This is a genomic window from Herminiimonas sp., assembly GCF_030655415.1.
Map to the genome: position 1 here is coordinate 378,599 of NZ_JAURVN010000015.1, position 26,674 is coordinate 405,272.

A 26,674-nucleotide genomic window follows, 5' to 3' on the forward strand; every position below is an offset into this window, starting at 1 on the left:
CGAAGGAGTCTTCAGAGAATTGACCGCGAAAAAAAGGTCAATGATGCGGCAGATCGGCGCGAGCAATATTCGGCGCTATCAAGGCAGTCACGTCATACAGGGAAATCAGGCTGAGCAAATTTGCAGGGATATTGCGAAAAGATAAAGAAACAGCCTTGGCTGAAGCCACGCGTTGCCAAGCCAATATCGTCGCTACGGCAGCCGAATCAACCGTGACCAAATTGGAAAAATCAATGTCGGTCTGACCACCGGCGATCGCCTGCAAGCCCGCATCCAATGCCGTTTTGGCATTGTCGAAGGTGAGCGATGCGCCGGGTTGGAACATGATTAATTACTGCGCAGGAGCAGGGGTTTTACCGGTTTTAGCAATGCTGCCGGCAAGTTTCTTGTTTCTGTCGGACAGGGCTTTAATCAAACCATCGATGCCGCCTTTGCTGATTTCCGCAGCAAAACTACCTTTATATGTCTCAACCAACCATGCGCCGAGTACATTGATATCGTAGATTTTCCAGCCATTAGCCGACTTCGCAAGACGATAGCTGAGTTGAATTGGCTCGCCACGTGGTTGCAACACTTGCGTATTTACGATCACGTCTGTGTCCGCAGGATCGGCACGCAATGGACGATATTCCAGTTTTTGATCGCGGATTTGCGAAATCGCGCCGGAATATGTGTACACCAGCAAGCTGCGGAATTCAGTCGTCAATTGCTTTTGTTGATCAGGCGTCGCTTCGCGCCAGTGACGGCCCGCAGCCAACGAAGTCATACGTTGAAAATCGACATGCGGCAGAATTTTTTCTTCGACGACTTGCTGCACACGACGAGGATTTCCTGCCTGGATATCTTTGTCGGATTTGGCCAGCGCCATGACTTCTTCACTGATGCGTTTGACTAATACGTCAGGCGCTTCTTGCGCGGCTGCGTATGCGGTGAAAGCCATCGCCGCAAACGCCAACATGAATTTTTGCAATAATTTCATCTTTTCCCAATTCGGTTTATAGCTAGCTATTTAAATAGCCCAAGACTTGCGGATGCCATACGCGCCGGATTAACACTATCCTATCCAACGCGCCTTTACGCTACATGAGTGCGACTGGCTCTTTTGCAAGGCTTTCGACAGTTTCTTAACCTTGTGGTTCCAAAGCTTTATCTACAGCAACGGCAGCATCGGATGCTGGCTGCGATGGTGCTGCATCACTTTGTGGGCTAACAGCCTTGTCTGCTTTCGGCTTGACCGACTCTTCGCCGTCATTTACCTGACTCTCACGACGTTGCAAATAAGCGCCGCGGATAAAGGTATAACGATCGAGAGCAACATCTTCCAGCAAATTGGTAGCGTTCAATGCCGATGCACGCGCATCGATCACACGAACCACAGCGCCGACATTACGCACATCAACCGGTGTTGTGTAAGTCCACAAGTCGCCGTAGATGTCGACCGGCAATGCAGCGGTGTCGCGCACTGTCGATGGGCCAAACAAAGGCAGGACGACGTACGGACCTGGAGCTACGCCCCATTTACCCAAGGTTTGACCGAAATCTTCTTTGTGTTTTGGAATGCCGGCTTCTGATGCGATATCAAGCAAACCACCCAGACCGAAGGTCGTGTTAAACGTCACGCGCATCACGTCTGAAAAACCTTGATCTGCTTTCCCTTGCAGGAAATTATTAACCATGGTCCATACGTCGCCAATATTGCCGAAGAAGTTATTCACGCCGGTTTGCACAAACGATGGCAACACTTCCTGGTAGGCAGTCGCAGCTGGCTTCAAGGCGACGCGATCCAGTCCGTCGTTGAAGTCAAACATCGTGCGATTGAAACCTTCGAGAGGATCATCCGTATTGCTGCCGTTAGTGGTTGCACAGCCGCTCAGGAATACTGCTGAGGCGAATAGAATGGCTTTATTCATGTTTTTCATTTTGGCTCTTCTTTCCCTTCGGTTGCTTTACTGAAGAGGAATTGACTAATCAAATTCTCCAGCACCATCGCCGATTGTGTCATTGTAATTCTGTCACCTGCAACCAGATTGGCGGTATCGCCACCGGCCTCAAGCCCTATATATTGCTCACCTAACAAACCCGAAGTCAAAATCTTGGCTGACGTATCTTTTGGAAATTGATAACGGCTTTCAATATCCAGCGTCACCGATGCCTGATAGCTCTTGTCGTCGAATTTAATATCTGCAACTCGACCAACCACAACGCCTGCGCTTTTAACCGGCGCACGTGGTTTCAAACCACCAATATTGTCAAAACGAGTCACTACCGTGTAGTTTTTCTCGAACGACAGCGAACTCATGTTGCCAGCCTTCATCGCCAGAAAGAACAAGGCGGCTGCACCCAGCAGCACAAAGAGGCCAACCCATAAGTCTAATGATTTTCTTTGCATAAACAGATACCTCAAATATGGGAGAAAGCGCTTTTTATCGACATAAAACTCAATATAAATCGCCTTACCCTGCGCCACAATCAAAGTATCGAGGGGGCGCACATTTTAATCGAAAAGCACAATAAGCGCTTCGTACTCGTGCGCTTAACTGAACATCAAGGCCGTTAACAAAAAGTCCAGTCCCAGCACGGATAAAGACGCGATGACCACGGTGCGGGTTGTCGCTCTTGCAACACCTTCCGGCGTCGGCTGCGCTTGATAGCCCTGATACAAAGCGACAAAGGTCACAGCAAAACCAAACACAATACTTTTAATCACACCGTTCGCGACATCATTCCAAACGTCAACGCCGCCTTGCATTTGTGACCAGAACGCACCCTCATCGACCCCGATCATTTTCACGCCGACGATGTAACCACCGATGATGCCGACAGCACTGAAAATTGCCGCCAGTACCGGCATAGCAATCACGCCTGCCCAGAAACGCGGCGCCAACACACGTTGTATCGGATTGACCGCCATCATTTCCATTGCTGATAACTGCTCGCCGGCTTTCATCAAACCGATTTCCGCGGTCAACGAAGTCCCAGCACGGCCGGCAAACAAGAGTGCAGTTACAACCGGGCCAAGTTCACGTGTCAGTGATAAAGCAACAAGCAAGCCTAGAGCTTGCTCTGAGCCGTATTTATTCAGTGTGTAATAACCCTGCAAACCGAGAACAAAGCCAACAAACAAACCGGCAACCGCAATCAATACCAGCGAATAGTTGCCGATAAAGTGAATCTGGCTAACCACTAAACGCGGCCTACGCAGCAGGCCACCAGATGCAGCAATCACACTGAAAAAAATACGTGTAGCAAAACCGAGATTCGTAACGAATTCACGTACACCTCGCCCTATCGACGTCAGAAACGCAGCAATCATGCGCGCGCCCCCAAACCGAGATCATCTGCAAGCGACGTACCAGGATAGTGAAACGGTACCGGGCCATCAGGCTCAGCATTCACAAACTGCTTCACATACGGATCAGTAGAAACCATCATTTCTGCCGGCGTACCCTGCGCCACGACTTTGCCGCTGGACAAGAAGTAGACGTAATCGGCAATCAAAAACGATTCATGCACATCGTGCGACACCAGGATCGTGGTCGAACCCAGTGCATCATTTAATTTACGGATCAGATTGGCAGTCATGCCCATAGAAATCGGGTCGAGGCCGGCAAACGGCTCGTCATACATGATCAACTGCGGATCAAGTGCAATCGTGCGTGCCAATGCAACACGACGCGCCATACCACCAGAGATTTCAGCTGGCTTCAATTGCGCAGCGTTACGCAAACCGACTGTGTGCAATTTCATCAAGACCAGATCGTGTATCAGTTCTTCCGACAGATTGGTATGTTCACGCAAAGGGAAAGCGACATTGTCGAATACCGACATATCGGTGAACAATGCGCCGTGCTGAAACAGCATGCCCATTTTGCGGCGCATCTGATACAGCGCCTTGGTTTCCATCTCGTGCACGATGTTGCCATCAACCGTTACTTTGCCCGACTGCGGCTGCAACTGCCCGCCTATCAGACGCAAAACGGTGGTTTTACCCGAGCCCGAACCGCCCATGACAGCAATGACTTTTCCACGCGGGAAATCCATGTTGAGCGTCGACAGAATCGAACGTTCATCATAGCTAAAATGGAGATCACGGATTTCAACGAGATTAGACACAGCGGCGTATTTCTATTGCAATGCCGTAATTGTAGTTCAGAACGAGAAATCACTCTTGTTCATACGATTTTTGAATAACTGCATTTTCGTAAAGCGTTGTAAAAAAGCCCGCTACTTCGTAAAAAGTAGCGGGCTTTTATTCAAGCGATACTAATTAACGTGGCAGAACCGAATCGCCCATTAAGAAAATATCGACTTCACGTGCGCATTGACGACCCTCACGAATTGCCCAAACGACCAGAGATTGACCGCGGCGCATATCGCCGGCAGCAAAAACTTTATCGACTGAAGTGCGATAGCAATTTTCGCCATCGGTAGTTGCCTTGGCGTTGCCGCGTGCATCTTTCTCGACGCCGAATGCTTCCAGAACCTGTGCGACTGGCGAAACAAAGCCCATCGCCAACAAGACCAAATCGGCTTTCATTTCGAATTCCGAATTTGGCACTTCCTGCATGCGGCCGTCTTTCCATTCAACGCGTGCAGCAATCAGTTTTTCAACCTTGCCGTTTTTACCTTCCAGGCGTTTGGTCGCAACCGCCCAATCACGCTCACAACCCTCTTCATGCGAAGACGAGGTGCGCAATTTGGTTGGCCAGTAAGGCCAGACCATCGGTTTGTTTTCTTCTTCCGGTGGTTGCGGCAGCAATTCGAATTGTGCAATCGATGCAGCGCCATGACGATTCGAGGTACCGACACAATCAGAACCTGTATCGCCGCCACCAATCACGATCACGTGCTTGCCAGTTGCGACCAACTGATCCTTGACCTTGTCGCCGGCGTTGACCTTGTTTTGCAAAGGCAAAAAGTCCATCGCGAAATGTACGCCTTTCAACTCGCGACCAGGAACTGGCAAATCGCGTGGTTGTTCTGCGCCGCCGCTGATGATCACTGCGTCGAAATCCTTGTTCAACTGTTCTGGCGAAATCGTTTCTTTTGCCCAGTTGATAATGTTCGATGGGAAATCCTTGCCAACTAAAACGCTGGTGCGGAATTTCACGCCTTCGGCCTCCATCTGCTTGACGCGCAAGTCGATGTGCGATTTTTCCATCTTGAAGTCAGGGATGCCATAACGCAGCAAGCCGCCAACGCGATCGTTCTTTTCGAATACGGTTACATCGTGACCAACGCGCGCCAATTGCTGCGCTGCTGCCATACCTGCAGGACCAGCGCCGACCACAGCAACTTTTTTGCCGGTTTTAACTGTTGCTGGTTGCGGCACAACCCAACCGCTTTCCCAACCTTTGTCGATGATGAAATGCTCGATTGATTTGATGCCGACTGGATCGTTGTTGATACCGAGCGTGCATGCGGATTCGCATGGTGCCGGGCAAATGCGACCGGTAAATTCCGGGAAATTATTTGTCGAGTGCAAAGTGTCCAGCGCTTGCTTGTAAGCGCCGCTGTACACCAGGTCATTCCAGTCAGGGATGATGTTATTGACCGGGCAGCCGTTATTGCAAAACGGGATGCCGCAATCCATACAACGTGTTGCTTGAATTTTTGCTTCGGAATCGCTCAAATGCAGCGTGAATTCCTTGTAATGCGCGGTGCGTTTTTCCGGTTCTTCGCTCGCTTCACGCAAGCGCTGAAATTCCATAAAGCCGGTAATCTTTCCCATGTTTCTCTCGCCTTCTAAACCATTCGTTGCGGCCAGCTCTGTGCGAGCTGGCCATGTCATCGTTTGTTGACAGCAGTCTTACACTGCGACCTTGGTGGACACTGCCTGCTCAGCCTTGGCCGCGTGCATTTCAGCCAGCGCGCGTTTGTATTCCGATGGGAATACTTTGACGAACTTGCTGCGTGCGCTGCTCCACTCATCCAACAATGCGCGGGCGCGTGTGCTGCCGGTGTACTTGAAGTGACGTTCGATCAAACCTTTGAGAATTGCTTCATCGGTTTGCGCGTCGGCGCCACGTACATGGCTGTGCCAGGAGTTGTGCTCTGCCTTGTCTTCTTGCTCAGCTGCGGACATCACAGGGTGCAGTGAAACCATGGACATATTGCACTTGCCAGCGAAGTCACCTTTTGGATCGTAGACATACGCGATACCGCCCGACATACCTGCAGCAAAGTTACGACCGGTTTCGCCCAATACAACAACGGTGCCACCTGTCATGTATTCGCAACCATGATCGCCAGTACCTTCGACAACCGTTACCGCGCCTGAGTTACGAACAGCGAAACGTTCGCCTGCAACGCCGTTGAAGAATGCTTCGCCAGCAACCGCGCCGTACAACAGCGTGTTCCCGCTGATGATGTTTTCTACTGCGCGACCGCGGAACTCGGTGTTTGGACGCACGATGATGCGACCGCCCGACAAGCCCTTACCAACGTAATCGTTACCTTCACCGACCAGATCCAAAGTAATGCCATGTGCGAGGAAAGCGCCAGCCGATTGGCCTGCGGTACCTTGCAACTGGATGTGGATCGTGTCGTCAGGTAGGCCTTCATGACCGTATTTCTTCGCGACCTGACCCGACAACATTGCGCCCACTGTACGGTTGACGTTTTTGATCGTCGAAATGAACGAGACTTTTTCGCCATTGTCGATTGCGGCTTTTGCTTGCGCGATCAACTTGTTGTCCAGCGCTTTTTCCAAAGCGTGATCCTGGCCTTCGGTGTGATAACGCGCCACGCCTTCTGCCACTGGTGGTTGATAGAACATGCGGCTGAAATCCAGACCTTTCGCTTTCCAATGCGAGATCGCTCTCGACTTGTCGAGCAAATCAGCACGACCGATCAGTTCGTCGAATGTACGGATACCCAATTGCGCCATGATCTGACGTGCTTCTTCTGCGATGAAGAAGAAATAGTTAACGATGTGCTCAGGCTTGCCGGAGAACTTCGCACGCAAGACAGGATCTTGTGTCGCAACGCCGACTGGGCAAGTGTTCAGATGGCATTTGCGCATCATGATGCAGCCTTCAACGACCAGCGGTGCTGTCGAGAAGCCCATTTCGTCTGCGCCCAACAAAGCAGCGATGATGACGTCACGACCGGTTTTCATTTGACCGTCAGCTTGTACGCGAATACGTGTACGCAAGCCGTTCAAGATCAGTGTCTGCTGTGTTTCAGCCAGACCCAATTCCCAAGGTGAACCAGCATATTTGACCGATGACAATGGCGAGGCACCTGTGCCGCCGTCATGACCAGCGATCACAACGTGATCGGCCTTCGCTTTAGCGACACCAGTTGCAACTGTACCAACGCCGACTTCAGCAACCAGCTTGACCGAGATCGATGCTGTTGGATTGACGTTTTTCAGATCATGAATCAGCTGCGCCAAATCTTCGATCGAATAAATATCATGATGCGGTGGTGGTGAAATCAAACCAACGCCAGGTACCGAGAAACGCAAACGTGCGATGTACTCGGATACTTTATGGCCAGGCAACTGACCGCCTTCGCCAGGTTTTGCACCTTGCGCCATCTTGATCTGAATCTGTTCAGCCGATGTCAGGTATTCGGTAGTGACACCAAAACGACCTGATGCGACTTGCTTGATCTTCGAGCGCAGCGAATCGCCAGGCATCAAAGGCATGTCGACTTCAACCACGTCGTGACCAATCACCGATGCCAAGGTCGAACCATCCTTGATAGGAATGCCGCGCAGTTCCGAACGATAACGCTTGGTATCTTCGCCGCCTTCGCCGGTATTCGATTTACCACCGATGCGGTTCATCGCAATCGCGAGCGTCGCATGCGCTTCGGTCGAAATCGAACCGAGCGACATCGCGCCAGACGCGAAACGCTTGACGATTTCTTTTGCTGGCTCGACTTCATCCAACGGAATCGCACTGGCTGGATCGAATTTGAATTCGAACAAACCACGCAAAGTCATGTGACGCTTCGATTGATCGTTGATGATCTGCGCGTACTCTTTATAGGTGCTGAAGTTATTGGCGCGTGTAGAGTGCTGCAATTTCGCAATCGCATCCGGCGTCCACATGTGCTCTTCACCGCGTACGCGGTACGCATATTCGCCACCTGCATCGAGTGCATTTGCCAACACTGGATCAGCGCTGAATGCAGATTTATGCAAGCGCAACGCTTCTTCAGCAACTTCAAATACACCGATACCTTCAACGTTGGACGAAGTGCCTTTAAAGTATTTTTGGATCAGCGATCGGTTGAGGCCGATGGCTTCAAAAATCTGCGCGCCGCAATACGACATATAGGTAGAGATACCCATTTTCGACATGACTTTCATCAAGCCTTTGCCGACTGCTTTCTGGAAATTGGCGATGGCTTTTTCAGGCGACAATTCGCCTGGCAAACCTTTTGCCATGGCGCTGACGGTATCCATCGCGAGGTAAGGATGGATCGCTTCTGCGCCGTAACCTGCGAGCAATGCAAAGTGATGCGTTTCACGTGCAGAACCTGTTTCCACAACCAAGCCGGTCGAGGTGCGCATACCTTTGCTAACCAGGTGCAAATGGATAGCCGAGGTTGCCAGCAACGCAGGAATCGCAACATGGTTTTCATCGATCTTGCGATCGGAAATAATCAAGATGTTGTGACCTGATTGCACTGCATCGACAGCTTGCGCGCACAGCGATGCCAGACGCGCTTCAATACCTTCTTTGCCCCAAGCGGTTGGGTAGCAAATGTTCAGCTCATGCGATTTGAATTTGCTACCGGTATGGGCGCCGATGTTGCGCAACTTCGCGATATCCGCGTAGTCGAGCACAGGCTGCGACACTTCCAAACGCATCGGTGGATTGATGTTGTTCGTGTCTAGCAAGTTAGGCTTAGGTCCGATGAAAGACACCAGCGACATCACCATCGCTTCACGAATCGGATCGATAGGCGGATTGGTTACTTGCGCAAACAATTGGCGGAAGTAGTTGTACAGCGTCTTGTCTTTATTCGACATGACAGCCAGCGGCGAATCGTTACCCATGGAACCGGTTGCTTCTTCAGCCGTGCTTGCCATAGGCGACATCAGGAATTTCAAATCTTCCTGCGTATAACCGAACGCCTGCTGCAAATCGAGCAATGGTGTCGTTGGCTTGGCTTCTGCCGCTTCTTTGTTCAGTTCATCTAGCTTAATGCGTACCGATTCAATCCATTGTTTATATGGCTTGGCGTTCGCGTAAGTATCTTTCAACTCTTTGTCGTCAATGATGCGACCAGCGTCCAGATCGATCAGGAACATTTTGCCTGGTTGCAAACGCCATTTCTGAATGATCTTCGATTCTGGAATTGGCAACACGCCGGATTCCGATGCCATCACGACCAGATCGTCGTCAGTCACGATGTAACGCGCTGGACGCAAACCGTTACGATCCAAAGTGCCGCCGATATGACGACCATCGGTGAATGCCATCGCAGCTGGGCCATCCCATGGTTCCATCATTGCAGCGTGATATTCATAAAAGGCGCGACGATTGTCATCCATCAACGTATGGTTTTCCCATGCTTCTGGAATCATCATCATCATCGCTTGCGCGATTGGATAACCAGCCATCACCAACAGTTCGAGCGCATTGTCGAAGCATGCAGTATCAGATTGGCCTTCATAAATCAGCGGGAACAATTTTTTCAAATCGTCGCCCAACACAGCCGACTTCATCACGCCTTCGCGTGCGCGCATCCAGTTGAAGTTGCCTTTAACTGTATTGATCTCGCCGTTATGCGCGAGCAAGCGATATGGATGAGCCAGCGGCCATTCAGGGAAAGTATTGGTAGAGAAGCGTTGATGCACCAGCGCCAGCGCGGATACGCAACGTGGATCTTGCAGATCTTTATAGTATTCGCCGACTTGATCAGCCAGCAGCAAACCTTTGTAGACAACGGTACGTGCCGACATCGATGGCACGAAGAATTCTTGACCGTGCAACAGATTCAAAGCCTGAATCGCGTGACCGGATGCTTTGCGGATAACGTACAGCTTACGTTCCAGCGCATCGGTGACCATGATGTCGCGGCCGCGACCGACAAAAATCTGACGAATAATCGGTTCTTTTTCGCGCACGGTTGGCGACATAGGCATGTCTTTGTCGACCAGCACATCGCGCCAGCCGAGAACGACCTGGCCTTCAGCCAATACCGAGCGCTCAAGCTCTTGTTCGCAAGCGATGCGGGATGCGTTTTCCTTAGGCAGGAAAACCATACCAACGCCGTATTCGCCTGCTGGCGGCAAGGTTACGCCCTGCTTCGCCATCTCTTCGCGATAATACTGGTCCGGGATCTGAATCAGAATACCGGCACCGTCGCCCATCAGCTTGTCGGCACCGACAGCGCCGCGATGGTCGATATTTTTGAGGATGAGCAAACCTTGCTCAACGATGGAATGGCTTTTCTTACCTTTGATGTGGGCGACAAAACCTACGCCACAAGCATCATGTTCATTAGCCGGATCGTACAAACCTTGCGCATGCATAGACTTCTCCACTACTTTTCAAGTTGAGGCTGAAGGATAGTGCACAGCAACAGTAAATTCAACCTCAAAAAATGGGGTCAGAGTAAATTAAAATAACCACAAATTTTGACTAGGAATTAAATAGGGACAGAGTAGAGGATTTTGCACCAGATTGCGCCGGAGACAGCATGCAGACTAGTATATTTTGGTGCGCGCTTCGCCCATTTTGGTCGCGGGACGACCACGTTTTGCAGGCCTGACGCGTCGCGCCAACTGCTTTTCCAACGAAGTTTGAAATTGCTCAGAGCCAAAAGCCCAGCCTTTTAAGGTCGCTTCGGTCAAGCGACTTACCTCGTCTTCATTAACACCATTTTCAACGAGAGCCTTGTAAGCTGCTTCACGTTCAAACGGCGTATTGCCCAAAGACCAATATAAAGGGTGATCGGAAATAATCGGATCAGGTCGGATGCCGATGTGGTGTTGATAACTAGACCAGGGATATTCGCCTGCGGTGTGCGCCATTCCGCCGCGCACCGGATTCAGCTCGATGTAGGCGGAACAGGTCATGAAGTAGCGCTCAGGATCAATAACCGTCGCTTTATAACGACCTTGCCAGAGCGTGCCGCTGCGCTCATGTTTTTGATTGAAGTAAGGAACGTAAGAGCGTCCTATCCACTGCATCATTTTTCCCAAACCTTCAGCATCGCTGGGCGTGACCAACAGATGCAAATGCGTGGGCATTAAAACGTAGGCATGGATAGCGACCTTGAACTGCCTGGATGCATCTTTCAAGCGACTTAGAAATGCGGTGTGATCTGCGATGTCGCGAAAAATGACGAGGCCGTCATTGCCGCTTTGAATAACGTGATGTGCTTGGTTTGGAATTACGAGACGGGGAAGTCGGGCCATAAGTTATATTGGACCACAAGAATCGCAAACGGGCGCAGACATCGCACCCGTTTGACTGAATCAGTTATAACGCGTCATTGCATTGCGCGTGCCCATGATGGCTCGGAATGACAGCGACGTTCGATCGCCTTGACCATCAGTGCGCGCAACTCATCCAATAGAACAGCCTCATTCGGAGCAATGCCTACTGACGGCAAATCCAGAGGCCAGTCGCCGTATATAAATCCAACCGGATGAAAATTCAGCATCAGCGGCAAGATCAGAAATCTACGTGAAGTGCTCAACTCATCACGCCACCAGCGCGGCAATTTATTGATGAAGCCCGGTGCTTGCGCATCTTCAACAAAAATCATTTTGTCGTTGGCGAGCGCAGCGTGAAACACGTCAGGCTGATACGCATCATTGAATCGCAAGCGCGGCAACAACTCTTCTGCGCCTTCGCCAAACGACATGCGCGCGACATATTTTCCTTCATCATGATTGCGTAAAAATGCAATGGCACGCCCCAAGCCCAAGCCTTGATAAACCGTTTCCAACGCTACCGTCATCAACTGCCCGGTGTTATTGCTGGCCGTCGTGCCGCCACCCATATCGCCGACGCCGCGCTGCAGAATCTGTATCGAATCGACCGGCTTGCCGAATGGTAGTGCCGATTGTTTTTTCTCATTGCTAGCGGTGGCATCTTCGCTTTCCAGCAAGATCTCGTTGGCAGCAACTTTCTGCGCATCTTCTATCGCTTGCATGACAAACGCTGGATCCAGACCAAGCATGTCCGCATAGTTCTCCGCGATGATCGTCAAATCAGCGAGTACCGCATCGCCATCCACGCTCAATACGCCGGCGCAGCGTGTTGACATGGTGGACACTGCTGCCAACCAATCAGAATGACCTAACGGTTCTTCTGAATTATCAAGTTCAGTTCGCGGCGGTATGTCTTTCAAACTTTCAACCAGACCACTTGGCAAACCCCAACGCTTGCCTATCGCACGACCAACTTCGTCCAGCCCCAGACCGAGGACTTCTCGCGTCGCGTCACTTTCTGGAATATTTTTTTGTACAACCAGAGCCTGCACTTGCGTCCATTGTTCAGGCAGATAGAACGTCACCATCAGTCGGCCAAGGGAATGCAGGATGGAGCAAACAACGGCTTCTTCCGTATCGCGCTGCGTCGATGAAGAAGCAACTTGTCGCGCGATCTGTCCTGCCAATACAGCCCGGCCCATTTCGTTGCGCGTATTCGAAGTCCCTGTCGATGCCGCAGCCAATCCATCGATCAGCTTCAAGCCCAACGCCAAATGTCCGATGGTTTCAGTGCCCAGCACAATCACTGCTTTTGAAACTGTGTTGATACCTTGTCCGAACGCGGAATACATCGCGCTATTTGCCAGACGCAACACGCGTTGTGTCAGCGTCGGATCGGACAACACGGTTCTGGTCATGTTGAATTCACGATCGTCATCGCCGTGCATGGCGCCGACAATCGCTGTTACGACTTTGGAAAAACCAGGCATGTCGCCGCGTTGGCGCACCTGTGCCCACAGGAGCTCCAGTGTTTTGTCGGCTAACGAAGCGGGGCTAGGTTGTGTTGTCATGAGTTGATCTTGTGCGTAGCAGATTAGTGTTGCAGTGCAGCGGCATCTGCTTTCAAAATATCGATCAAGGTCGCCGGCAACTCAGGAAAACCGGTATGAAAACCTTGAATCAGAGAACAACCTTGTTCAGATAAAAATTCCAATTGCTGTTCGTTTTCTACGCCTTCCGCAACGGTCAGTAAACTCAAGTGACTCGCCAAACTCAAAATAACGTTGCAGATCGCCGCATCCTTGATGGAGTTCGGCAAATCCTTGATAAAGGTGCGATCAATCTTGAGCGCCGCAATCGGAAAGCGCTTCAAATAAATCAGCGATGAATAACCGGTACCGAAGTCATCGATCGCAATGCGAACACCACGCGATGCGATTTTTGTCAGAAGTTGTTCTGCATGCTCAGGATCGGACATCAAAATGCCTTCGGTGATCTCAAGCAAAAGCTGATCGCCTTTCACACCCGACAACTTGAGCGCGTCGTCCATCATTTTAAGAAACTGATCATTGCGGAATTGGCGCGGACTGACATTGACCGAGACATAGAGCTTGCGGCCAGCGACTTCTTCAAAACGTTTGAGTTGCACACAAGCTGATTTCAAAGCCCATGCGCCCAGCAAATTGATCAAGCCATTGTCTTCTGCCATCGCGATGAACTGACTAGGCGGCACCAACCCGATATCAGGACGCATCCAGCGCATCAATGCTTCGAAGCCCATGATCTGGCGGGTGCGCGCATCAACGATAGGTTGATAGTGCAGCAGGAATTCGCCATTTCTGACGGCTTCAAACATCGCGGCTTCCATCGACACATCATGTTCAATGTGGTTGAAAGCAGCTTCGTTATAAACGATGCAGCGTGCTTTGCCGGTTTCCTTCGCGCGGTACATCGCGGTATCGGCGTGCGCCAGCAATTTCACTTCGCTATCGCCATGTATCGGATAAACCGCGGCACCAATTGATGTGCTCACATACAAGGCATTGCCATTGATTTCAAACGGCAATTGGATGGCTGAAATCATGCGACGTGCAACGTTTTGAATTTCGACTTCATCGACTGCGCCTGGCAATACGGCGACAAATTCATCACCGCCTACGCGCGCCAACGTATCGACATCGCGCAAGGTTTCGCGCAAACGTTTCGCGGCAATACGCAGCAATGCGTCACCGACCGGATGACCCAAGGCATCGTTTACTTTTTTGAAGCCATCGAGATCCAGCGCAATGACAGTAAAGCCGATATTGGTGCGACGCGATTGCGCGATTGTCATGCGCAATCGATCTGCGAGCAATGTTCTATTCGGTAAATTGGTCAGTTCGTCGTGCGTGGCCATGTGGCGCAGACGTTCTTCGGTTTTCTGCTGACTGGAAATATCGCGCCCAACCACCACCACTTCCAGCTCGGTTGTTTCGGTTGAGTAGGCAATCATTTGCAGCTCGAACCACAGTACTGAAGCCTGCGTCGACATTCGCACACTAACGCGTGTGACTTCAAGGGATTGCACAGTTTGACGGAATGCGGCTTCGATCGCGTGCCGATCAGACAGGCGCACCATCTCAAACAGGTTTCTACCAAGTAGTTGAATGTCGTGACCGAGTGCCTCGGCCGCACGTGCACTGGCAAACAGAATTTCGCCGCGCGTGTTGAGGCGCAGCACAACCTCCCCAGCGACCTCCATCAAACTGGCGAGCTGGGTACTCTGAGTGTCGTTACGCTTTGGCAACATACTGAAGGCGGCTAGGGTTTGACTAAGGTTAAGCAAATGACTTTGCGCTTTTCATTAATTGTTTTTATAACAAAAATGCTTTTAAACAATAATTTCAATTGATAAATTCCGCCAATCAAATTGTAAAATTACATTACATTAAGCTTCAAATCTTAATGCAGCAAAAAAGAAATGAATAGAAAAGATTGCAGTTAAAAAAATAAAAAATCACATTTGCACTGTTTTCATGCGGCTTGCTATTAGTGGCATCAAAAATGGGTGTTAAATAACAACATTTCCTAAACGAAATTTCAACTTTAAAAATAAAACTCTACGTAAGGCCAATGGTGGCAAGCCTTCAAATTGGGAAAACTGGCCCGATTTAGCAACTCTGCTGAATACACAAATAGGCAATTTGGATGTTCGCTCACAAAAGCTATAGTTCCTGCTGAGGTAAAAAAGCCCGCTTACGCAGCGGGCTTTTACAAAACTATCAATACTTAAAATTCTTCCCAATCGTCAGATCCGCCAGCGCGGGGTTCATTAGTGATTTTCTTGGGTGTCGGCGCCGTGGCAACCTGACGTTTAGGTGGCGCTTTTGCAGCAGGTGCAACTCTTTGCGGCGCGGCGGCTGAGGAACTACTCTTCAAGCCATCAAGTTTAAAGACGCTGACTGCTTGTGCCAAACGACCTGCTTGCTCATTCAAGGATTCCGCTGCTGCGGCAGCTTCTTCTACCAAGGCCGCATTTTGTTGCGTCACTTGATCCATTTGCGAAATCGCTTGATTCACTTGCTCGATACCGGCACTTTGTTCCTGGCTCGCGGCCATGATCTCGGACATGATATCGGTGACGTGTCGGACGCTATCGACCACTTCCACCATGGTCGTACCGGCTTCTGCTACCAGACGGCTACCTGTGTCGGCTTTGCTGACTGAATCGTCGATCAATGTTTTGATTTCTTTCGCGGCAGCTGCTGAGCGTTGCGCCAAACTGCGCACTTCCGATGCGACCACTGCAAAACCGCGACCCTGTTCGCCAGCACGCGCCGCTTCAACTGCCGCATTCAACGCGAGAATATTGGTTTGGAATGCGATGCCATCAATCACGCCAATGATGTCGACAATTTTCTTGGCCGATGCATTGATGCCATCCATCGTGTCAACCACTTGCGATACCACTGCGCCGCCTTTCACCGCAACACTAGAAGCCGTTACTGCCAATTGATTAGCCTGGCGTGCGTTGTCTGCATTTTGCTTGACGGTAGAGGTCAACTCTTCCATCGACGATGCGGTTTCTTCCAGCGAACTTGCTTGCTCTTCTGTACGCGAAGACAAATCCAGATTGCCGGATGCAATCTCGTTGGCGGCGGTCGCAATCGTATCAATGCCGGTGCGAACCTGGCTAACACTATTGACCAGACTATCGTTCATGTCCTTCAGAGCCTGCAGCAATTGTCCGGTTTCATCCTTCGAATCAACCACAATTTGGCTACGCAAATCGCCGGAAGCAACAATGCGCGCCACATTCACGGCGTAGTCCAACGGCTTGGTAATACTGCGAGTGAGGAAGAATGCCAGCATCACGCCCAACGCTGTCGCAATAATGCCGAGCACGATCAGCAAATTGCGACCGGCTTCATAAATTGCATCAACTTGTTTTTTGGAGTCCGCAAAAATTTTTTCCTGGAAGTCCGCTACATCTCTGACCGATTGAATGTAGCTCTTCGCAACAGGAGCCATCTTGGTATCGATCATCGTCTTCAACTCAGGACCTTCGCCTTTTTCTTCTTTCAGTTTGAAAGTTGCGTCGCGGATCGCGCTATATGTTTTACGTTGGTCCACCACCAAAGCGAGCAATTTCTTACCGTCGTCACTATGTATCAGCGGCTCCAACTCTTTTTGCACCTTGCTGACCTCAGCGCTCACAACAGTCATTTCTGCTTGCAGCGCTTTTGCGTCCTCAGGATCATCGGTGTTCACGCGCGCGAAGGTGCGCACTGTATTCGTCGCAATCCCCTCTACCCATTTTTGAGAAAGTCTTTCTTTGATAGTCGCTTCTTCCATCAAGGAAGTTGCATTCGCAACATCCTGCAATCTTGCAATTCCCATCACGGTCATGAATCCCATCAGTATCAATATCAGCGCGAAAGCGATACCCAGTCGTACGCCTATTTTTAAATTTTTCATATTCACTTCTTTCGCTGTTAATTTATTAAATACTGGTGATTAGGGAATCACCACGACTACCTCTAGACAATACTATCGCTACAGACTGTTAAACCTTATTGCTCGTAACAAAGAAATCACATCCATTCGTACAAGCACGCGAATTACAGCCTGTCGCTCTATAACGACTGTAATTATTACAAACTTGAGTTGCCACCAAGAAAATAAATTGACGTGTCGGCATTAATTTCAGAGAGATATTTGGCGTATGCATCACGATCAAGTGCAAATGACTTTAAAAGCCATCAACATGCGCGCAGCACTTCCATAAAAATAATGTGCAAAAAAATAAAAAGCCCGACGATCCAAAAAAGATCGCCGGGCTTTCTGTATAAAACTAGATGACTAGTTTTTAAATTCAGTAATTAAAACGGAATGTCGTCATCCATATCATTGAAATTGGATGCCGCAGGTTTAGCTGCAGGACGCGGTGCGCTGCTACCGCCACCCGAACTTTGGCGCGGCGCTGGTGAACTGCCGCCGTATTCATCATCCATGGATGCACTGCCGCCGCCAGCACCAGGCTTGCCGCCCAACATTTGCATCGTATCGGCGATGATTTCGGTGGTGTAGCGCTCGACGCCGTCTTTATCTGTCCATTTGCGTGTTTGCAAACGGCCTTCGATATAAACCGATGAGCCTTTTTTCAAATACTGACCGGCGATTTCTGCCAGTTTGCGATAGAAGGTGATGCGATGCCATTCAGTGACTTCTTTTTTGTCACCGCTGTTTTTATCTTTCCAGCTTTCCGTTGTGGCAACGGCCACATTGGTCACGGCTTCGCCGTTTGGCATGTAGCGTGTTTCAGGATCGCGACCCAGATTGCCGACGATGATGACTTTATTAACTGATGCCATTAAATTTTCTCCGATTAAACTACGGCAGCCTGAACCTGGCTGCGGCGCGGTACGTTTTTCATATTGGCAGCAATTATAAGCCACGCTACCGTTAATGCTGCACCCAAAACAAAGACAGACGCGCCACCTAGGTGTTGCGTCAACCAACCGCCCAATGCGCCACCGCAAAACAAACCAAGCGCTTGAAGAGTGTTATAGACACCCAAAGCTGCACCTTTGCTGGCAGGTGGCGCAATGCGCGACACCAAAGAAGGCTGGCTAGCTTCGAGGATATTGAAGGCAACAAAAAATGCCAGCAACAGCGCCACCAACCACGAGCTGTGCACTTGCGTTTGCGATAGCACCAGCCACATACCGATCTGAACCAGCAATAGTAAAGCAATCGCGCCGACAAAAACCTGTTTCGACTTGCCACGCTTTTCACCTATGAAAATTGGCGGCAGCATGAAGATGAAAGACGCGATCACGACAGGTAGATAGATTTTCCAATGCTCGGCCAGCGGCAAATTACCAAACTTGATCAGCGTAGATGGCACCACAACAAACATCGCCATTTGCGTGACATGCAAAGCAAACACGCCATAGTTAAGGCGCATCAATTCGCTATTCGCCAACACTTCTCTTATTGATGAACGTCCCGGCGGCAATGCAGGCGCGGCAGGGACTATATATATAACCACCAGAATCGCCAGCACCGACAAGATGCCGGTCAGCGCAAAAATGCCGCCCATACCAATCGCCTGATACAACAAAGGGGAAATTACCAGCGAACCAGCAAACGTTAGCCCGATGGAGCCACCGACCATCGCCATCGCTTTGGTGCGATGTTCTTCTCTGGTCGAATCTGCGATGAAAGCTGTCACTGCTGCAGAAATCGCACCTGCGCCCTGCACCGCGCGGCCAATGATGACCCAGACAATATCGTCTGCGGCAGCTGCAATGAATGAACCAAGCGCAAACACAATCAAGCCGATCACAATCACACGCTTGCGACCGTATTTATCCGAAGCGATCCCAAACGGGATTTGCCCGAAGGATTGCGTCAGGCCGTAAATCCCCAAAGCCAGCCCGACCAAGGTCGCACTGTCGCCACCAGGCAAGCCTTTTGCATGCACTGAAAATACCGGCAAGATCAAGAAAAGACCCAGCATCCGCAAACCAAAAATCGACGCAAGCGACGTGCTGGCGCGGATTTCATCGCGGCTCATGCCGCTACTGACGTCGTTTGAAGGGTTGGATGACATGGCAAACAGGAAATAGAGTAAAGCGGTTTTACGACCAGCTTTAAAACCCGTTATAGTAGCAGGTTGACCCGTTTTAACCCGCTCCAAACCTTCAAAAAAGGCCTGGGGCACCGGAAAAGCCTAGCTGAAAGAGTGAATGGACGAAATTCGTATCCGAGGTGCGCGCACGCACAACCTCAAAAACATCAATCTGGATTTGCCACGCAATAAACTGATCGTGATTACCGGTTTGTCCGGCTCTGGCAAATCCTCGCTCGCCTTCGATACGCTATATGCAGAAGGTCAGCGCCGCTACGTCGAGTCGCTGTCTTCATATGCGCGCCAGTTTTTGCAATTGATGGAAAAGCCCGATGTCGATTTGATCGAAGGCTTGTCGCCAGCGATCTCCATCGAGCAAAAAGCCACCTCGCATAATCCGCGTTCGACGGTCGGCACAGTCACCGAGATTCACGATTATCTGCGTTTGTTATACGCACGCGTCGGCACGCCGTATTGTCCCGACCATCCGGAAAATCCGCTGGCCGCGCAATCGGTTTCGCAAATGGTCGACGCCGTTCTCGCCATGCCGGAAGACACCAAGCTGATGATCATGGCGCCAGTCGTCGCGAATCGCAAAGGCGAACATGTCGATCTGTTCGAGCAAATGCAGGCGCAAGGTTTTGTACGCTTCCGCGTGCAAAGCGGTACTGGCGACGCAAAGATTTATGACGTCGATGATCTGCCGAAACTGAAAAAAGCAGAGAAGCACACGATCGCGGTTGTCATCGATCGTGTCAAGGTCAAGGCCGATATCAAGCAACGTCTGGCAGAAAGTTTCGAGACCGCATTGCGTCTGGCCGAAGGTCGCGCATTGGTTTTGGAAATGGATAGCGTCGTCGAACATGTGTATTCCAACAAATTCGCCTGCCCGGTCTGCGGCTACTCGCTGCAAGAACTCGAACCGCGTTTGTTCTCGTTCAACAATCCTATGGGCGCGTGCCCGGAGTGCGATGGTCTCGGCCATATCGAATTCTTCGATCCAAAACGCATCGTCGCCTTCCCTAATTTGTCTCTCGCGAGCGGTGCAGTCAAAGGCTGGGACAGACGTAATCAGTTTTACTTCCAGATGCTGTCGAACCTCGCCGAATTCTACGGTTTTGATCTCGATCTGCCATTTGAAAAACTGCCGGAAGCCGCGCAGCAAGCTGTGTTGTTCGGCTCAGGCAAACAAAAAATTCCGTTCAGTTATGTGAATGAAAAAGGCCGCACCGTTATTCGTGAACATGAGTTCGAAGGCGTCGTCAATAATCTGCAACGCCGCTATCGCGAAACCGATTCGATGGCAGTCAAAGAAGAACTCGCCAAATTCATCAACGAAAAAGAATGTCCAAGCTGCCACGGCGCACGTCTGCGTGTTGAAGCACGCAATGTGCTGGTTGGTAATGGCGTACAAAAACGCGCCATCTACGAAGTTGCGGCAACACCTTTACGTCAAACGCTGGAGTTTTTTGAAACACTGACTCTAGTCGGTGCCAAGAAAGAAATCGCCGATCGCATCGTCAAGGAAATCGTCTCGCGCCTAAAGTTTTTGAACAACGTTGGACTCGATTATTTATCACTTGATCGCAGCGCCGACACCTTGTCGGGTGGCGAAGCGCAACGCATTCGCCTTGCATCGCAAATCGGTTCCGGCCTGACCGGCGTCATGTATGTGCTGGATGAACCATCGATCGGTTTGCATCAACGCGACAACGATCGATTGATCGAAACGCTCAAGCATTTGCGCGATATCGGCAATAGCGTTCTGGTCGTTGAACATGATGAAGACGCGATTCGCTGCGCCGATTATGTCGTCGACATGGGCATAGGCGCAGGCGTACATGGCGGGGAAGTGATTGCCGAAGGTACGCTGAAGGACATCCTGAAAAGCAAAACTTCGCTGACCGCACAATATCTGAACGGCACACTCGGTATTGCCGTGCCTAAGAAGCGCACACCAGTCAATCCAAAGAAACAATTTGTGATTACTGGAGCTACGGGCAACAACCTGAAGAACGTCACACTGGAATTGCCAGTCGGCTTGCTGACCTGCGTTACCGGTGTGTCGGGCTCGGGCAAATCGACATTGGTCAACGACACGCTGTACCACGCAGCGTCGCGTCATCTGTACGGCTCGCAAGCAGAACCCGCAGCGCATGAATCGATCAGCGGCTTTGAACATTTCGACAAAGTAATCTCTGTCGATCAAGCGCCTATCGGTCGTACACCACGTTCGAATCCCGCAACCTACACGGGCTTGTTCACACCGATACGCGATTTGTTTGCAACAGTGCCGACCTCGAAAGAACGCGGCTACTCGGCTGGACGTTTTTCATTCAACGTCAAAGGCGGTCGTTGCGAAGCATGCCAGGGCGATGGCGTCATCAAGGTCGAAATGCACTTTTTGCCCGACGTATATGTGCCGTGTGATGTCTGCCACGGCAATCGCTACAACCGCGAAACGCTGGAGATTCAATACAAGGGCAAGAACATCACCGAAGTGCTCGGCATGACGGTGGAAGAAGCGCATGTCTTCTTCAAACCAGTGCCACTGATTGCGCGCAAATTGCAAACACTGCTGGATGTCGGTCTCGGCTATATCCGCCTCGGCCAAAGTGCAACAACGCTATCGGGCGGCGAAGCACAACGCGTCAAACTGTCGCTGGAATTATCAAAACGCGATACCGGCCGTACGCTGTATATCCTGGATGAACCGACCACCGGTTTGCATTTTCACGATATCGATTTGCTGCTGAAAGTGATCCATCGCTTACGCGACCAAGGCAACACAGTCGTCATCATCGAACACAATCTGGACGTCATTAAAACGGCTGACTGGTTAGTCGATATGGGGCCGGAAGGTGGCGCGGGTGGCGGTCAAGTGATTGGTGCCGGCACGCCAGAAGATCTGGCGAAGAATCCGGCTAGCTTTACCGGCAAGTATCTGGCACCGCTGCTTAAGCAAAAGAAATCGGCTGCTTAAAATTCGTATCTGCTAAAAACAAAAATGGCGACCCTCGGGTCGCCATTTTTTATTTATCTTTGCAAATTTATTTCGGAAGTCCCATCCACAAACCAACAGGTACAAATAACAGCGCAGCCAGATTACCCAGCAAAACGATCGATGCGACTTTGTCCGGTTCCTGTTTGTATTGTTCGGCCACCATGAAGCAAAACACGGCAGGTGGTAACGATGCGAACAAGAACATTTGTCCACGTTGCTCGGCCGTCAAACTAATGAATTGATCCAGCAACAACGCAACTGCCAGACCGGCGATAGGACAAACGATGGCTCCCATCAAACCGATATTCCAGCTTTTCAAACTCACATCCAGCATGCGTACGCCGAGTGCAAACAACATCAATGGTATGCAGGCATCGCCCAACATTTTCATCGCGATAAACAAAGGCATCGGCAAAGGCACGTGGACGATCGCGAATGCCATGCCGACGATCATTGCGATCATCATTGGATTGGCGAGAAATTTCCATGGCGATGTGCGTACGCCGTTTTTATCTCGGCCGCTCTCGATGATTTTGATACCCACCGAAAAATAAACCAGATTGCAAGCCATGAACAAAGCCACTGCAGAACCCAGGCTGGATGTTCCGAACGCGAGTATCGCCAGCGGCAAACCCATATTGCCGCAATTGTTGTACATCATGGGCGGTACAAAACTGCGTACGTCGTAGCCCAACCAGCGCGCGATCGGCCACGCCAGCAAACCCGAACCTAGCGAGATTATTGCTCCGGCAAGAATCAACATACCGTTGTGTGCCAGATCAAAATCCTTGGCCCCCAACGCTGTGAATACCAGCAAGGGACACAACACATCCATGCTGACGCGATTGACTGCCGTCATATCCGAGCGCACAGCATCGCCGCGCAGGCGGGCGTAGCCGTATCCCAGCGCGATGATGATAAAAACCGGCAGAATAATGCCGAGTATGCGTTCAAATATTTCCATTTATCCAACCATGTTGACCGCAATGAAAAATGCCGAACAGGAGTGCTCCCATTCGGCATAGCTAACTCTGATCACCTTACTATAACAAGCTTATGCGTGGCTTACAGCGGACCGGCAATTTTCGAATCGACGCTCCTATTTTACGGACGCTTGATATCGTAACGTTCCAGGAATTGGCAACCGTACACAGGCAAGAAAGATGGAATGCGGTAATAGCGATCAGCAATCGTTTTGAGAATGCGCTCGCGATAAACCTCGTAATTAAAATCCTTGCCATCGGCGTACCAGAAGGTGACGCCATCCGCTTGCATCGTATGCACAGTCACCGATGAAAAATAAGGTGTCAGTTCGTTTGCATCAATTGCGCGTCTATCAAAAATACGAATCGTCTTGCCCGCGTATTTTTTGAAATCAACATTTAAATCATCCTGACGCGCATGGAATTTTCCTGTGCCGAAAGTCGGCAAGTATTCACCCGCGTGATACGACAACAAAGCAGAAGGTGTGTAAGCGCGCGCCATTATTGCGCCATCCGCTGGCAAACCACGACGTAATGTATTGACGATGGTTTGTGCTTCTTTATGAAACACGATGTCATCGTGCAACGCGTAATCCTTCCACATCGTGGTCGGCAACAAGATAATCGCTGCGAGGAACAAGAAGTGCGGTACTGAAAACAATGCGGTCCATTTTGCATACTTGCGCAAATCGTCTGCGTTCGTGGTCGTGCCGATAAACAAAAAGAGGAAAGGCATGAAGCCCAGCACCCAATGCAGGCCTATGGTTTTTTCCATAGACAAGAACAGGAACAGTGCAAACGGCACCACGAACAACACCACGATCGCGCCGCGCTGAATCATCATGCCGCCAGAACGCAGCAATTTGACGAATATCCATGGCGTAATCAGGTAAATCATCATCAACACATATTCGCCAATGGTATAGAACGAAAATTGCGTGTTCTCATTGCGATTGATCATGTTGAACATGACATTGGTCCAGCAATTATTCGCGTTGAAGGCAACGGTGATCGCAAACAAAGGTGCAGAACAAGCAGCAATGATGATCAGCTTGAGCCAGCCGCGACGCGAACGGCACAGATACACGAAGTAGGCAATTGCGAGCAAGCCGGCGAAGTACTTCGACAACAGTGCAAACCCAAGAAAGATACCTGCGCCGAAAACCCAAACCAGCTTGTCGGACATCGTGCTGCGAATAAAACAGTAGCCACTCAAGAAGATAAAGAAAATCAGCGGCGTATCAGTCGTCACCAAATTCAACAACAGCGTGAACGGCAGCAGCAGGAACAAGGTGCCGAGACGATACGCAGCGCCTTCCTGATACGGTGAAATTCTGCGCAGCAAATCAACCAGCCCCAGCGCAATCAAACTCCACATCAATACCGTGAAAAAGCGTAAAGACAAAGGATGCGCAGAAACGCTATTCAATGCGAACAACAACCAACCCACCATAGGCGGATGATCGGAATAACCCCATGCCGGGAACACGCCCCACTGATAGAAAAACGCCTCATCGCCAGTCATCGGAAAATACGCTGCCAGCCACATCTTGACCATCAGCGTGATCACAAACGTCACTTTGAAAACCCGGCGCGCACGTACCGGATCAGCACCTGCGTACAGTGAACGTGTTGAATTCAAATTCATTCCAATTCCTTAATTCTTTACCGACAGGACGAGCACACCTGCAATGACCAGCGATACGCCCAGCACTTTATAAATGCTGACCGATTCGCCCAAAATAAATATTCCCGCCAGCGTCGTCAGCACGACTCCCAGCGAAATCAATGGATACGCCATACTGACGTCGAGCTTGCCGAGTACCAGCAACCATAATCCCGCGCTTGCGCCGAAACAGACCATGCCGCCCCAGATCAGCGGACTGGTCAACGCCAGCCAATAAACCGAGCGTATGCCGCCCGACATAGCATGCTGAATTGCAGGCGACGACATGCCCATCTTCAGCAGCACTTGCGCCGCGGCGGTCAGGCATACGCAAAATAGTGCCAATCCCAATGCTGCCATCTGACTCATAACATCCACTCCACTGATGCGAGCAACGCAACGCAAGCAACCAGCGCAGCGACGATCCAGCTGGCGCGATCGGTGATCGCAAACAGCAGCGGATCATCGTGAATTTCCATGCGTGAAATTTTCAGCCACAAGCGCATGATCCAGAACAACATCAGCGGCAAAATCAGCCACAGGATTTCTGCATGCGGATACATAGCACCACCGACTTGGCTATCTACATACAGCGCCAGCAGCATCACCGCGACAAAGCCACTGGCAATGCCCATAGAAATCAAATACGACAAATCACTGGTGCGATAACCGCGACCGGCCAGTGATACTTTTCCATCGCCGCTCATGAATTCAAGTTCAGCACAACGTTTGACCAAAGCCAGGCTCAGGAACATGAACAAGGAAACGGCTAGCAGCCAATTCGAAATCACCACTGCGCTAACCAAGCCGCCGGCAAGAATACGATGCGTATATAAAGAAGCAAGCACCAGCACATCAACAATCGCAATCTGTTTCAAACGCGCCGAATACAACAATGTCGCCGCGATATACACCACCATCAAACCAAAAAACGGTAATGAAATCGCCGCCGCCAGCAACAGCGACAAAGGCAGCAATACCAAGACAAGAGCGACGCCGAATTGAATCGTCAATGTGGCCGCAGCAAAAGGTCTAGCTTGCTTGCGCGGATGAGCGCGATCAGATGCCAGATCGAATAAATCATTGATGACGTAAGTCGCCGATGCGCACAGTCCAAATGCGATGAATGCCAACAGCGTTATCAACCAGCTCTCAATACTCAAATCATGTGCTGCCATCAGCGGCACAAACAGCAAAGCATTCTTTGCCCACTGATGCAGACGCAAGGCTTTGATCACCAGACGCAACTTGAACGGACGCGGTGGAATGATCAATCTTGGCGTCTTGATTTTTTGTGCTTGTGCCACGATAGCGGACGGCGCATTGACGACGATAATTTCTGTCGCGCTCTCCCAGACGGGAAGATCGGCCGCACCGTTACCGGCATAAGCAAAACCGTTGACACCAGAATCCGCAATGATCGCTTGCAACTTCGCGCGGGATTTTAAATTGGTGCTTTCATCGCTGCCGAATACCGCATCGAAAATGCCGAGATGATCTGCAACGCGTTGCACCAGCGCGCGATCGGATGCGCTTGCCAATACCAATCGGCGACCAGCTGCGCGTTGTTGCTTAAGGTAAGTCAGCAATGCTTCGTTATATGGCAGCAAGGACACATCAAGTTCAACACACCTGGCGATTTGAAATTTGAGATTGCCACGTCCACGCAGCAACCAAACGAAGCAAAGGAAAAGATAAAGAGGATTGCGTTTGATCAACAGCAAAACCGATTCAAACAAAAGATCGGTATAGGTGAGAGTGCCATCTAGATCGACATACAGTGGCAATGCAGCATAGTCCGGCGCGCTCGTCACCTCTCCACGCTCGGCATCGGGCGTTGAAAATGAAGACCGAGAAAGACTGTCGGGGGAAACGCTCAAATCGCCACCATGGGAACAAGAGAAAAATCAGGGAACTGCAAATAGCGCTGCTGATAATTAGAGGCGCTCATCAATGACACGCATAACGAAGTATCTATAAATGCACACCAATAGCTGCA

General features: G+C 50.5%; 19 protein-coding genes. 1 reads left to right on the forward strand and 18 read right to left on the reverse strand.

The window, feature by feature from the left end:
* Positions 1 to 37: 37 nt before the first annotated feature.
* The 14 genes from Q7T66_RS13475 to Q7T66_RS13410 form a co-directional block, all read right to left on the reverse strand.
* Complete coding sequence (locus tag Q7T66_RS13475; RefSeq protein ID WP_304933844.1) at positions 38 to 325, reverse strand: lipid asymmetry maintenance protein MlaB; 288 nt, start codon at positions 323 to 325, stop codon at positions 38 to 40.
* Positions 326 to 331: 6 nt separating this feature from the next.
* Positions 332 to 979, reverse strand: coding sequence for a phospholipid-binding protein MlaC (locus Q7T66_RS13470; RefSeq protein ID WP_304933843.1), 648 nt, complete (start codon positions 977 to 979; stop codon positions 332 to 334).
* A 145-nt stretch (positions 980 to 1,124) separates the two neighbouring features.
* On the reverse strand, positions 1,125 to 1,919 hold the full coding sequence (locus tag Q7T66_RS13465; protein WP_304933842.1) for a VacJ family lipoprotein: 795 nt from the start codon (positions 1,917 to 1,919) through the stop codon (positions 1,125 to 1,127).
* A complete protein-coding gene (gene mlaD, locus Q7T66_RS13460; protein WP_304933989.1) occupies positions 1,916 to 2,389 on the reverse strand; it encodes an outer membrane lipid asymmetry maintenance protein MlaD in 474 nt (157 codons plus the stop codon). Before mlaD ends, Q7T66_RS13465 begins: the two co-directional genes overlap by 4 nt.
* Before the next feature lie 144 nt (positions 2,390 to 2,533).
* Positions 2,534 to 3,313: a lipid asymmetry maintenance ABC transporter permease subunit MlaE gene (mlaE, locus tag Q7T66_RS13455; protein WP_304933841.1), complete on the reverse strand. Its 780-nt coding sequence runs from the start codon at positions 3,311 to 3,313 to the stop codon at positions 2,534 to 2,536.
* The gene (locus Q7T66_RS13450) at positions 3,310 to 4,113 is read right to left on the reverse strand and encodes an ABC transporter ATP-binding protein (protein WP_304933840.1); all 804 of its coding nucleotides are present in this window, start codon (positions 4,111 to 4,113) and stop codon (positions 3,310 to 3,312) included. The genes mlaE and Q7T66_RS13450 overlap by 4 nt, the downstream gene beginning before the upstream one ends.
* Positions 4,114 to 4,267: 154 nt before the next feature.
* Complete coding sequence (locus Q7T66_RS13445; protein WP_304933839.1) at positions 4,268 to 5,731, reverse strand: glutamate synthase subunit beta; 1,464 nt, start codon at positions 5,729 to 5,731, stop codon at positions 4,268 to 4,270.
* A gap of 78 nt (positions 5,732 to 5,809) precedes the next feature.
* A complete protein-coding gene (locus Q7T66_RS13440) occupies positions 5,810 to 10,498 on the reverse strand; it encodes a glutamate synthase-related protein (RefSeq protein WP_304933988.1) in 4,689 nt (1,562 codons plus the stop codon).
* A 174-nt stretch (positions 10,499 to 10,672) separates the two neighbouring features.
* Complete coding sequence (locus tag Q7T66_RS13435; RefSeq protein WP_304933838.1) at positions 10,673 to 11,386, reverse strand: transposase; 714 nt, start codon at positions 11,384 to 11,386, stop codon at positions 10,673 to 10,675.
* A gap of 74 nt (positions 11,387 to 11,460) precedes the next feature.
* A complete protein-coding gene (locus tag Q7T66_RS13430) occupies positions 11,461 to 12,978 on the reverse strand; it encodes an HDOD domain-containing protein (RefSeq protein ID WP_304933837.1) in 1,518 nt (505 codons plus the stop codon).
* A 23-nt stretch (positions 12,979 to 13,001) separates the two neighbouring features.
* Positions 13,002 to 14,696, reverse strand: a complete 1,695-nt coding sequence (locus Q7T66_RS13425) for a bifunctional diguanylate cyclase/phosphodiesterase (RefSeq protein WP_304933836.1) — start codon at positions 14,694 to 14,696, stop codon at positions 13,002 to 13,004.
* A gap of 479 nt (positions 14,697 to 15,175) precedes the next feature.
* Positions 15,176 to 16,870: a methyl-accepting chemotaxis protein gene (locus Q7T66_RS13420; RefSeq protein WP_304933835.1), complete on the reverse strand. Its 1,695-nt coding sequence runs from the start codon at positions 16,868 to 16,870 to the stop codon at positions 15,176 to 15,178.
* Positions 16,871 to 17,268: 398 nt separating this feature from the next.
* On the reverse strand, positions 17,269 to 17,760 hold the full coding sequence (gene ssb / locus Q7T66_RS13415) for a single-stranded DNA-binding protein (RefSeq protein WP_304933834.1): 492 nt from the start codon (positions 17,758 to 17,760) through the stop codon (positions 17,269 to 17,271).
* 14 nt (positions 17,761 to 17,774) lie between these two features.
* Positions 17,775 to 18,968, reverse strand: a complete 1,194-nt coding sequence (locus Q7T66_RS13410; RefSeq protein WP_304933987.1) for an MFS transporter — start codon at positions 18,966 to 18,968, stop codon at positions 17,775 to 17,777.
* A 172-nt stretch (positions 18,969 to 19,140) separates the two neighbouring features.
* On the opposite strand from Q7T66_RS13410, the gene uvrA reads away from it, so the two are divergent.
* Positions 19,141 to 22,005, forward strand: a complete 2,865-nt coding sequence (gene uvrA / locus Q7T66_RS13405) for an excinuclease ABC subunit UvrA (protein WP_304933833.1) — start codon at positions 19,141 to 19,143, stop codon at positions 22,003 to 22,005.
* A gap of 67 nt (positions 22,006 to 22,072) precedes the next feature.
* Here uvrA and Q7T66_RS13400 read toward each other — a convergent pair whose 3' ends face one another.
* The 4 genes from Q7T66_RS13400 to Q7T66_RS13385 all read right to left on the reverse strand — a co-directional run bounded on the left by Q7T66_RS13400 (position 22,073) and on the right by Q7T66_RS13385 (position 26,555).
* Complete coding sequence (locus Q7T66_RS13400; protein ID WP_304933832.1) at positions 22,073 to 22,990, reverse strand: AEC family transporter; 918 nt, start codon at positions 22,988 to 22,990, stop codon at positions 22,073 to 22,075.
* 140 nt (positions 22,991 to 23,130) lie between these two features.
* Positions 23,131 to 24,657 (reverse strand): glycosyltransferase family 39 protein, encoded by a 1,527-nt coding sequence (locus Q7T66_RS13395; protein WP_304933831.1) that lies wholly within the window; start codon positions 24,655 to 24,657, stop codon positions 23,131 to 23,133.
* Between the two features lie 9 nt (positions 24,658 to 24,666).
* Positions 24,667 to 25,044, reverse strand: coding sequence for an EamA family transporter (locus Q7T66_RS13390; RefSeq protein WP_304933830.1), 378 nt, complete (start codon positions 25,042 to 25,044; stop codon positions 24,667 to 24,669).
* Positions 25,041 to 26,555 (reverse strand): UbiA family prenyltransferase, encoded by a 1,515-nt coding sequence (locus tag Q7T66_RS13385; RefSeq protein ID WP_304933829.1) that lies wholly within the window; start codon positions 26,553 to 26,555, stop codon positions 25,041 to 25,043. Before Q7T66_RS13385 ends, Q7T66_RS13390 begins: the two co-directional genes overlap by 4 nt.
* Positions 26,556 to 26,674 lie beyond the last annotated feature (119 nt).